At 62.3% G+C, this 8,611-nt stretch carries 7 protein-coding genes and 1 pseudogene; 7 read left to right on the forward strand and 1 reads right to left on the reverse strand.

Annotated features, from left to right (window positions below; all coding sequences use genetic code 11):
* The 3 genes and pseudogenes from HX846_RS26640 to HX846_RS26650 form a co-directional block, all read left to right on the forward strand.
* A pseudogene (locus tag HX846_RS26640) lies at positions 1–97 on the forward strand (sulfite exporter TauE/SafE family protein); the annotation flags it as partial.
* Positions 98–163: 66 nt separating this feature from the next.
* Positions 164–976, forward strand: a complete 813-nt coding sequence (lgt, locus tag HX846_RS26645) for a prolipoprotein diacylglyceryl transferase (protein WP_003213823.1) — start codon at positions 164–166, stop codon at positions 974–976.
* 51 nt (positions 977–1,027) lie between these two features.
* Positions 1,028–1,861, forward strand: a complete 834-nt coding sequence (locus tag HX846_RS26650) for a thymidylate synthase (protein WP_003213821.1) — start codon at positions 1,028–1,030, stop codon at positions 1,859–1,861.
* Between the two features lie 123 nt (positions 1,862–1,984).
* Here the strand turns inward: HX846_RS26650 and cadR are convergent, their stop codons facing one another.
* Positions 1,985–2,434 carry a Cd(II)/Pb(II)-responsive transcriptional regulator gene (gene cadR / locus HX846_RS26655; RefSeq protein ID WP_017476559.1) on the reverse strand — a complete coding sequence of 150 codons (450 nt, stop codon included), beginning with the start codon at positions 2,432–2,434 and terminating at the stop codon, positions 1,985–1,987.
* A gap of 85 nt (positions 2,435–2,519) precedes the next feature.
* On the opposite strand from cadR, the gene HX846_RS26660 reads away from it, so the two are divergent.
* The 4 genes from HX846_RS26660 to HX846_RS26675 all read left to right on the forward strand — a co-directional run.
* Entirely contained in the window at positions 2,520–4,790 is a 2,271-nt protein-coding gene (locus tag HX846_RS26660) for a heavy metal translocating P-type ATPase (protein ID WP_134327486.1), read from the forward strand.
* A 16-nt stretch (positions 4,791–4,806) separates the two neighbouring features.
* On the forward strand, positions 4,807–5,670 hold the full coding sequence (locus HX846_RS26665; protein ID WP_102604108.1) for a LysR family transcriptional regulator: 864 nt from the start codon (positions 4,807–4,809) through the stop codon (positions 5,668–5,670).
* A gap of 231 nt (positions 5,671–5,901) precedes the next feature.
* Entirely contained in the window at positions 5,902–6,966 is a 1,065-nt protein-coding gene (locus HX846_RS26670; RefSeq protein WP_023659299.1) for a putative 2-aminoethylphosphonate ABC transporter ATP-binding protein, read from the forward strand.
* A 1-nt stretch (position 6,967) separates the two neighbouring features.
* On the forward strand, positions 6,968–8,611 hold a 1,644-nt coding region (locus HX846_RS26675; RefSeq protein WP_178966426.1), incomplete at its 3' end, for a putative 2-aminoethylphosphonate ABC transporter permease subunit.

Genomic DNA, 8,611 nt, shown 5'->3' on the forward strand with positions numbered 1-8,611 from the left:
TTTCGGCGCGCGCCTGGCGCACCGGTTGTCGCCGCGCTTGCTCAAGCGGCTGTTCGCCGGGCTGCTGTTTTGCGTAGGGCTGAATTTTTTGCTGTAACGCAGGCTTAATCGCGCACCGGCATGGTCCGATGCGCCATGACTATTGATTTAACGAGGAGTCGCAATGCTGCCTTACCCGCAGATCAACCCGGTGGCCGTGGCCATCGGTCCGCTGCAAATCCACTGGTACGGGTTGATGTACCTGATCGGCATCGGCGGTGCCTGGCTGCTGGCTTCCCGGCGCCTGAACCGTTTCGACCCGACCTGGACCAAGGAGAAGCTCTCCGACATGGTGTTCTGGATGTCGATGGGGGTCATCGTCGGCGGACGCCTGGGGTATGTGCTGTTCTACGACCTGCCAGCCTACATCGCCAACCCGACGCTGATCTTCGAGGTGTGGAAGGGCGGCATGGCGTTCCACGGCGGGTTTGTGGGGGTGATGATCGCCGCCTGGTGGTTTGGCCGGCGTAACGGCAAGTCGTTCTTCCAGCTGATGGACTTCGTCGCGCCGTTCGTGCCGATTGGCCTGGGTGCCGGGCGCATCGGTAACTTCATCAATGCCGAATTGTGGGGCAAGCCGACTGACGTGCCGTGGGCCATGGTGTTCCCGCCGTTCAGCGACCCGGCGCAATTGCCGCGCCACCCCTCGCAGCTGTACCAGTTCGCCCTGGAAGGCGTGGCGCTGTTCCTGATCCTCTATATCTTCTCGCGCAAGCCACGCCCGACCATGGCCGTTTCGGGGATGTTCGCGTTGTTCTACGGGATCTTCCGCTTTATCGTCGAGTTCGTACGGGTGCCGGATGCGCAACTGGGCTACCTGGCGTGGGGCTGGGTGACCATGGGTCAGATTCTCAGCCTGCCGATGATCATCGCCGGCCTGGGCCTGCTGTGGTGGGCTTACAATCGCCCGCAAGGCATCAAGAACACCGCGCTTTAAATTCGAACGCCGGGGCCCGAGGGTCCCGGCTTCAACGATACAGGTATACACATGAAGCAATATCTCGAACTACTGAACGATGTCGTGACCAATGGCCTGACCAAGGGCGACCGCACCGGCACCGGCACCAAGGCCGTGTTTGCCCGTCAGTTTCGGCATAGCTTGGCCGACGGCTTCCCGCTGCTGACCACCAAGAAGCTTCACTTCAAAAGCATCGCCAATGAATTGATCTGGATGTTGAGTGGCAACACCAACATCAAGTGGCTGAACGAAAATGGCGTGCGTATCTGGGACGAATGGGCCACCGAAGACGGCGACCTGGGCCCGGTGTACGGCGAGCAGTGGACCGCCTGGCCCACCAAGGACGGCGGCAAGATCAACCAGATCGACTACATGGTCGAGACGCTGAAGACCAACCCCAACAGCCGCCGCATCCTGTTTCACGGCTGGAACGTCGAGTACCTGCCGGACGAGACCAAAAGCCCGCAGCAGAACGCCCGGGACGGCAAGCAAGCGCTGCCACCTTGCCACCTGCTGTACCAGGCTTTTGTGCATGACGGTCATCTGTCGATGCAGTTGTACATCCGCAGCTCCGATGTATTCCTCGGCCTGCCGTACAACACCGCTGCCCTGGCGCTACTGACCCATATGCTGGCCCAGCAGTGCGACCTGATCCCTCACGAGATCATCGTCACCACGGGCGACACCCATGCCTACAGCAACCACATGGAACAGATCCAGACCCAGCTGGCGCGCACGCCGAAGAAGCTGCCGGAACTGGTGATCAAGCGCAAACCCGCGTCGATCTACGATTACAAATTCGAAGATTTTGAAATCGTGGGCTATGACGCTGATCCGAGCATCAAGGCCGATGTAGCGATCTAAAAGCGATCTCGGTCCAAATGTGGGAGCGGGCTTGCTCGCGAATACGGTGTATCAGAAACACATTCAGTGGCTGACACACCGCTTTCGCGAGCAAGCCCGCTCCCACATTTTTTTGTGTACACATCAATGGCCGTGGCTTCTGCCCACATGTGAGGGCTCAGCCTCGCTGGCCGCGACACTCCCGCTGACTTCCAGCCGCTGCAAAATCCCGCACTGATCCAGATCCGGCCCGCCGCCACAGCGCTGGCGCAGGTCGAGCAACTGTTCCTGCAACGCCAGCAGCCCGTCGATCCGCGCCTTGACGTGGTGGATGTGCTCGTCGATCAATGCATTCACGCTTTCGCACTGGTCCTGAGGACTGTCACGCAGGCCCAGCAGGCTGCGAATTTCCTCAAGGGTCATGTCCAGGCTGCGGCAGTTGCGGATAAACACCAGCCGTTCGGTGTGCGCCTGGGTGTACAGCCGGTAATTACCGTCACTGCGCGCAGGCGGCGGCAGCAGGCCTTCTTTCTCGTAATAACGGATGGTTTCCACCTGGCAATCCGTCAATTTTGCCAATTCGCCGATCTTCATCGCAGCAATCTCCAAAAGGATGCTTGACCCTATAGTGGCTACAGGGTCTTTACTTGGCAACAGGCACCTTTACGGACGCGACAGAATGAGCGATTCCATCCACACCCCGCACAAGCACGACCATGATCACGACCACGCGCACGATCACGGCCCCAAGCTGAAACCTGTGCAGAAGCACGACCATGGCAGCCATGGCGATTCCTGCTGTTCCAGCAAGGCCGCGCCGGCGCTGGTGAAGCTGACCGAAGCCCCGACAGCGGGCTCGCGGCTGAGCACCTTCCGCATCGAAGCCATGGACTGCCCCACCGAGCAGACGCTGATCCAGAACAAACTGGGCAAGCTTGCGGGTGTGCAGCAGCTGGAATTCAACCTGATCAACCGCATTCTCGGCGTCACCCACGACCTGCCAACTACCGCGCCGATCATCGACGCCATCAAGTCCCTGGGCATGCAGGCGGACCCCATCGAAGAAGGCGTCGCCCCGGCTGAGCCGCCGGCGAAGAAGCACTGGTGGCCGCTGGCTGTGTCCGGCGTGGGCGCGCTGGGTGCTGAAGTGCTGCACTTCACCAACGCAGCCCCGACGTGGGTGATTGCCCTGGTCGCGCTGATCTCGATCTTCAGCGGCGGCCTCACCACCTACAAAAAGGGCTGGATCGCCCTGAAAAACCTCAACCTGAACATCAACGCCCTGATGAGCATCGCCGTCACCGGCGCGATCCTGATCGGCCAGTGGCCGGAAGCGGCGATGGTGATGTTCCTGTTCACCGTGGCCGAGTTGATCGAGGCCAAGTCCCTGGACCGCGCACGTAACGCCATCAGCGGCTTGATGCAGATGACGCCGGAACAGGCCACGGTCCTTCAGGCAGATGGCAGTTGGGTTGAAAAGGAGGTTAAAGTCATTGAACTGGGCGCTATCGTGCGGGTTCGTCCCGGCGAGCGCATTGGCCTGGACGGTGAAGTCACCTCCGGCCAGTCCACCATCGACCAGGCGCCGATTACCGGTGAAAGCCTGCCGATCGAAAAGACCGTGGGCGACAAAGTCTTCGCCGGCACCATCAACCAGGCCGGCTCCCTGGAATACAAAGTCACTGCAGCCGCCAACAACTCCACCCTGGCGCGGATTATCCACGCCGTGGAACAGGCCCAGGGCGCCCGTGCGCCAACCCAGCGTTTTGTCGACACCTTCGCCAAGGTCTACACCCCGGCGGTGTTCATCTTTGCCCTGGGTGTGGCGTTGATTCCGCCGCTGTTCATGGGCGGCGTATGGTTTGAATGGGTCTACCGCGCGCTGGTGCTGCTGGTGGTCGCGTGCCCATGTGCACTGGTGATTTCCACCCCGGTGACCATCGTCAGCGGCCTGGCCGCCGCGGCGCGCAAAGGCATCCTGATCAAGGGCGGTGTGTACCTGGAGGGTGGCTACAAACTCGACTACCTGGCCCTCGACAAGACCGGCACCATTACCCACGGCAAACCGGTGCAAACCGATTACCTGGCGCTGTTCCCGAACATGGAAGACAGCGCGCCGGCCCTGGCCGCCAGTCTGGCCGGGCGTTCCGATCACCCGGTGTCCCTGGCCATCGCCAACGCGGCTGTGGATAAGAATCTCGCCGTTCACACGGTGGATAACTTCGAGGCCCTGACCGGTCGCGGTGTGAAGGGTGAAATCAATGGCGAGGTCTACTACCTGGGCAACCACCGTCTGGTGGAAGAGCTGAACCTGTGCTCGCCGGCCCTGGAGAAGAAGCTCTTCGCCCTGGAAAAACAAGGCAAGTCCGTGGTCCTGTTGCTGGACAAGTCCGGCCCGCTGGCGCTGTTCGCCGTGGCCGACACCGTGAAGGACACCAGCCGCGAAGCCATCCAGCAGTTGCATGACCTGGGCATCAAGACCCTGATGCTGACCGGCGACAACACCCACACGGCCAAGGCGATCGCCGATCAGGTGGGCATCGACCAGGCCCAGGGCGACTTGTTGCCCACCGACAAACTGCAAGCCATCGAAGCGCTCTACGCCAAGGGCCACCGAGTCGGCATGGTCGGCGACGGGATCAACGACGCCCCGGCGCTGGCCCGTTCCGAGATCGGGTTTGCCATGGCCGCCGCCGGTACCGACACCGCCATCGAGACCGCCGACGTGGCCCTGATGGACGACGACCTGCGCAAGATTCCGGCATTCATTCGGCTGTCGCGGCAAACGTCGAGTATCCTCAAGCAGAACATCGCCCTGGCCCTGGTGATCAAGGCGATCTTCCTCGCGGTGACCTTCCTTGGGATGGCCACCATGTGGATGGCGGTGTTCGCCGACATGGGCGTGAGCCTGCTGGTGGTATTCAATGGTCTGCGCCTGCTGCGCAAATAGTCGATGAGAGGGTGGTGTGCTGAGTGCCGAGCTGAAGGCGTTTTACATGGTCGCCCGCCTGGGCAGCATTACCCAGGCGGCGAAAAAGCTCGGGCTCAGCCAGCCCACGGTGACCACCCAGATTCGTCACCTGGAAAGCCAGTACTCGGTGGAATTGTTCTACCGTGGCGGGCGCCGCCTGACCGTCAGCGACGAAGGCGCGCGGCTGTTGCCGATGGTCAAGGCGCTGTTGCAGCAGGAAGCGGACATCGAGTTTTTCCTGCGCAACAGTGGCCAGGTACAAGGAGCCTTGAGGATTGCCGCGACGGCACCTTATTACATCCTCGACCTGGTCAAGACCTTCCGCGAGCGGCTGCCGCAGGTCGAGGTTTCGGTGGAGATCGGCAACTCCCAGCAGGTGCTGGAAGCGCTGGATGACTACCGCGTCGACGTCGCCGCCTCGTCCCAATTGCTTGAAGACCCGCGCCTGATCCGGCGGGTACTGGGCATGGACCCGCTGGTGCTGGCGGTGCATCGCAATCATCCGCTGGCGGTACTTGAACATGTACCGCTGACCGCGCTGGCCGGGCATACCTTGCTGATGCGCGAGCCGGGGTCGACCACCCGTCGATTGACCGAAGAGATGTTGCAGGGCGCCGGCGTGAGTTACGGGCCGCTGCTGGAGATCGGCAGCCGGGAATCGATCCGTGAGGCGGTGTTGCGCAATATCGGCATCAGCATCATTGCCCGCCAGGAAGTGCCCCACGACCCGCAATTGCGCGTGCTGACCATCGAAAATGCGCCGCAGATTCCCGAGTATTTGTACTGCCTCAAAGAGCGAAAGGGCGCCCGGTTGCCGGCAGCTTTCCTGGGGTTGGCGCAGGAAATGTCGCCGATCTAAAGCTGATCGTTCCCACGCTCTGCGTGGGAATGCCGGCCTGGACGCTCCGCGTCCGCTCTTAAGGTCGTGACGCGGAGCGTCACAGGATGTATTCCCACGCAGAGCGTAGGAACAATCTGTCGGCACAACCCAAATCCACCAATACCACTATCGCCACGTTTTGCCTTTCTGCCACAAGAGGGACGCATTGCCTGCCTAGGATGATCTTCATCAGTTTGATGAGGTGCCTCCATGAACACAGCCATGACTAATCCCGGCGCGCCAATGAAGGTGCGCGGTGTACAGAAACGCTTCGGCGCCTTCACCGCGCTGGATAACGTGTCCCTGGACGTCGCCGCTGGCGAACTGGTGTGCCTGCTGGGCCCGTCGGGCTGCGGCAAGACCACCTTGCTACGCTGCATCGCCGGCCTGGAGCGCCAGGACAGCGGCGAGTTGTACCTCGGCGACCGCGATGTTTCCCTACTGGCACCCCAGGCTCGGGACTACGGCATTCTGTTCCAGTCCTACGCGCTGTTTCCCAATCTCACCGTCGAAGCGAACATCGGCTACGGCCTCACCGGCAGTGGCCGTGATGAAGTGCGCAAGCGTGTCGGGCAGATGCTTGAACTGGTGGGTTTGGTGGGCAGCGAAAAGAAATACCCCGGCCAACTTTCCGGCGGCCAACAACAGCGTGTGGCACTGGCTCGCGCCCTGGCGCCGGCGCCGTCCTTGCTACTGCTGGACGAACCCATGTCGGCCCTCGACGCCCGGGTGCGCGAGCATCTGTGCACCGAGCTGCGCCAATTGCAGCGCCGCTTGGGCATCACCACCCTGATGGTCACCCACAACCAGGACGAGGCCATGCTGATGGCCGACCGCATTGCCGTGATGAACAACGGCAAGGTCGAGCAGTACGCCACGCCCCAGGAAATCTACGACCGCCCGGCCACACCGTTCGTGGCCGAGTTTGTCGGCCAGGGCAACTGGCTGCCGTTCAGTCGCAACAGCGCCAGCCACGCCCAGGTTGGCGGCATGAATATGCGCCTGGCGGACAACGCAGGCGTCGCGAAATCGGGCCGTCTGTTCTGCCGCCCGGAAGCCATCAGCGTCAACCCGCCAGTGCATGAAGAAAACCTGTTCCCGGCCAAGGTCCGCGAGATCACTTTCCTCGGCAACCGCTGCCGCATGAGCTTCGAGCTGGACCAACTGCCCGGCCATCCGCTGCTGGCCGAATTGGCCCCGGAAGCCATGCCGCGCCTTGGCGCCCAGGACATCTGGGTCGCGCTGCCCCCGCGCAGCCTGCAGGTGTTTGCCTGAGATGGCCCGCGATATGACTCTGCCGATACCCGATAACGTGGCTCGTCAGGTTTCCCGTGCCGAACTCGGCGACCGTATTTTTGTAGTCGGCGGCAAGCTGCTCTGGCTGTGCCTGCTGGGCGTCGCGGTGCTGATGCCGCTGCTGGCGATCTTCTGGCGCGGCTTCAGCAGTGAAGCCGGGCAGGGCGGTGGCCTGGTGGCGGCGCGGGAGTTGGTCACCAGCGACAATTTCCACTGGTTGCTCGGTAACAGCCTGATGGTTTCCGGCAGCGTTGCCGCCATCGTCGTACCACTGGCTTATCTGTTTGCCTACGCTTTGCAACGCACGCTTATTCCGGGCAAGGCGATCTGGCGCGGCATGTCGCTGCTGCCGTTGATGGCGCCGTCGATGTTGCCCGGGATTGCGCTGGTCTACCTGTTCGGTAACCAGGGCATGCTGCGCGGGCTGCTGTCGGACAACATCTATGGCTTCTGGGGCATTGTCCTTGGTGAAGTGATCTACACCTTTCCCCATGCCTTGATGATCCTGTTGTCGGCGCTTTCCCTGGCGGATGCACGTTTGTTCGATGCCGCATCGAGCATGGGCGCGAGTCCCGCCCGGGCGTTTCGCAGCATCACCTGGCCGGCGACGCGCCAGGCCGTGTTTGCCGCGTTTTGCCTGGTGTTCACCCTGACCATCACCGACTTCGGTGTGCCTGTTGTAGTGGGCGGCGACTACCAAGTGTTGGCGCTGGAAGCCTACAAAGCCGTGGTCGGCCAGCAGCAATTCGGGCGGGGCGCCTTGATCGGCATGGTCCTGCTGCTGCCGGCGCTGTTCAGCTTCGGTGTCGACGCCTGGTTGCGCCGCCGCCATGGCGACTCCATGAGCGGCCGCGCCCAGGTGTTCCAGCCGGCACCGTCGAAGCTGCGGGACGGCTGCTACCTGGCCATCGTCCTGCTGATCTGCGCGATCCTGCTGCTGGTGTTCGGCATGGCGGTCTACTCATCCCTGGTGAAATTCTGGCCCTACAACCTGTCGCTGTCCCTGGCCCACTACCAGTTCGAAGACACGGCCGGCGGCGGCTGGCTGGCCTACCGCAACAGCATCACCATGGCCCTGTGCACCGCGTTGATCGGCAGCGTGCTGATCTTCACCGGCGCCTACCTGATGGAAAAAACCAGGGGCCAGAAGGGCCTGAACCTGGCGCTGCGCATGCTCAGCTTCGTGCCGATGGCGGTGCCGGGGTTGGTGCTCGGCCTGGGCTACGTGTTCTTTTTCAACCTCAACGGCAACCCGCTGCATGTGCTCTACGGCACCATGACGTTGCTGGTGGTGTGCACCATTGCTCACTATTTGACCACCGCCCAAATGACCGCCACCACGGCCCTGCGCCAACTGGACGCGGAATTCGAAGCCGCCGCGCTGTCGCTGAAGGCGCCGCTGTACCGCCATTACCTGCGGGTCACCGTGCCGATCTGCCTGCCGGCGCTGCTGGACATCGTGCGCTACCTGTTCGTCTCGGCGATGACCACCGTCTCCGCCGCGATCTTCCTCTACAGCCCCGACACCATCCTCGCCGCCGTCGCCGTACTGAACATGGACGACGCCGGCAACGTCGGCGGTGCGGCGGCCATGTCGACCCTGATCCTGTTCACCTCGGCGGGC

This window comes from Pseudomonas sp. K5002, assembly GCF_013386655.1.
Lineage (GTDB): Bacteria > Pseudomonadota > Gammaproteobacteria > Pseudomonadales > Pseudomonadaceae > Aquipseudomonas.

Excerpts from the sequence above, each read along its gene's own strand:
- lgt (WP_003213823.1), top strand. The coding sequence starts at position 164 with ATGCTGCCTTACCCGCAGATCAACCCGGTGGCCGTGGCCATCGGTCCG.
- HX846_RS26650 (WP_003213821.1), top strand. The coding sequence starts at position 1,028 with ATGAAGCAATATCTCGAACTACTGAACGATGTCGTGACCAATGGCCTG.
- HX846_RS26670 (WP_023659299.1), top strand. The coding sequence starts at position 5,902 with ATGAACACAGCCATGACTAATCCCGGCGCGCCAATGAAGGTGCGCGGT.
- cadR (WP_017476559.1), bottom strand. The coding sequence starts at position 2,434 with ATGAAGATCGGCGAATTGGCAAAATTGACGGATTGCCAGGTGGAAACC.
- HX846_RS26660 (WP_134327486.1), top strand. The coding sequence starts at position 2,520 with ATGAGCGATTCCATCCACACCCCGCACAAGCACGACCATGATCACGAC.